At 40.9% G+C, this 1,235-nt stretch carries 3 protein-coding genes; 2 read left to right on the forward strand and 1 reads right to left on the reverse strand.

Annotated features, from left to right (window positions below):
- Nucleotides 1-140, reverse strand: a 140-nt coding sequence (locus tag WEIDD23_RS01580) for an ATP-binding cassette domain-containing protein (RefSeq protein WP_156469546.1), incomplete at its 3' end; no start/stop codon positions are given.
- Nucleotides 141-262: 122 nt separating this feature from the next.
- Between WEIDD23_RS01580 and WEIDD23_RS01585 the strand changes: the two genes are divergently transcribed.
- Together WEIDD23_RS01585 and WEIDD23_RS01590 are read left to right on the forward strand one after the other, a co-directional pair.
- Nucleotides 263-685 (forward strand): HIT family protein, encoded by a 423-nt coding sequence (locus WEIDD23_RS01585; RefSeq protein ID WP_010374869.1) that lies wholly within the window; start codon nucleotides 263-265, stop codon nucleotides 683-685.
- Nucleotides 686-688: 3 nt separating this feature from the next.
- Nucleotides 689-958 (forward strand): hypothetical protein, encoded by a 270-nt coding sequence (locus WEIDD23_RS01590; RefSeq protein WP_010374867.1) that lies wholly within the window; start codon nucleotides 689-691, stop codon nucleotides 956-958.
- Nucleotides 959-1,235 lie beyond the last annotated feature (277 nt).

The raw sequence follows: 1,235 nt of genomic DNA on the forward strand, positions 1-1,235 counted from the left end.
TGATTAATGGTCGTCGACTTTCCTGAACCGTTCAATCCAACCAACGCTAGTAATTCGCCGGCCTGAATATCGAATGAAATATCGTGTAGTACAGCCAATTGACCATAACCACCCGAAAGATTTTTAACTGATAATGTCATATTTTCACTTCCGTTTTTTCGTCTATTTCTATTTTACCAAATAATCCCTAATATTTACGCCCGGACACACAGCGCAAAGCACGTTATAATAGAAGTAATATATAAAACTTGGAGGCATTCTCATGGCAGATGTATTTGATATGATTATCGCGGGCGATATCCCCGCTTATAAGGTATATGAAGATGATGATGTGTTGGCATTTTTAGATTTGAGTCAAGTTACGCCTGGTCATACTTTGATGGTGCCAAAGACACACGTCGCAGATATTTTTGAATACGATGAAGAGTTAGCGGCGCGTGTTTTGTCAAAGCTACCTAAAATTGCCCGTGCAATTAAGGCCAGCGATGACAAAATTATTGGACTGAATATTTTGTCAAATAATGGTGAAGCCGCAGGCCAGTCAGTGTTCCACTCCCACTTCCATTTAATTCCGCGTTACGCAGACGATACTTTTGATGTGCCAATGCCTGACCACAGTGAAACAACGACAGAAGACGACTATCGTGCATTGGCTGACCGAATTGCAAGTCACATGGAGGACTAACCTATGGATCAAGCAAAAGCTTTTTTTGAAACACAAAAGCAACACGTCATGACCTGGGTTGCGGCCGTTAAGCGAACAACTGCTGGTACGAAGCAACTAAAGGAAGCTGTGGCGAATGTGCAACAGGCTGTACCTGAGGTCCAAGCCTTTGCAAAAGACTTACAAATTCAAGTAGAAAAAATGAATTTTAAGAACCAACCTCGTTTGGACCGAATTGCAGAAGCACAAGCTCGCATTCAGACAGAACTAGCCTCGCTTAAAAAGAAGAAATAATGGTGAAAGCGTTATCGATGGTCGATAGCGCTTTTTGCTTGGACCAATACTAGACCACTCACTAATATTCTTTGCGTACCCTTCAAAAATTAGTCAAATTCTCCCACTACACTTGTAAGTGTTAAGTGAAACAAAAGTCAGGAGAAAGAATAAATATGCGAATTGAAATTGTTGATACAAAGCAAGATGTAACAAACGAAACGTCTCACATCCTACTACAAAAAATTTATGATCCAAAGGTACGTAACATTGCCTTGACGGCTGGTACCTCACCTGT

This window comes from Weissella sp. DD23, from assembly GCF_001579105.1.
GTDB lineage: Bacteria > Bacillota > Bacilli > Lactobacillales > Lactobacillaceae > Weissella > Weissella cibaria.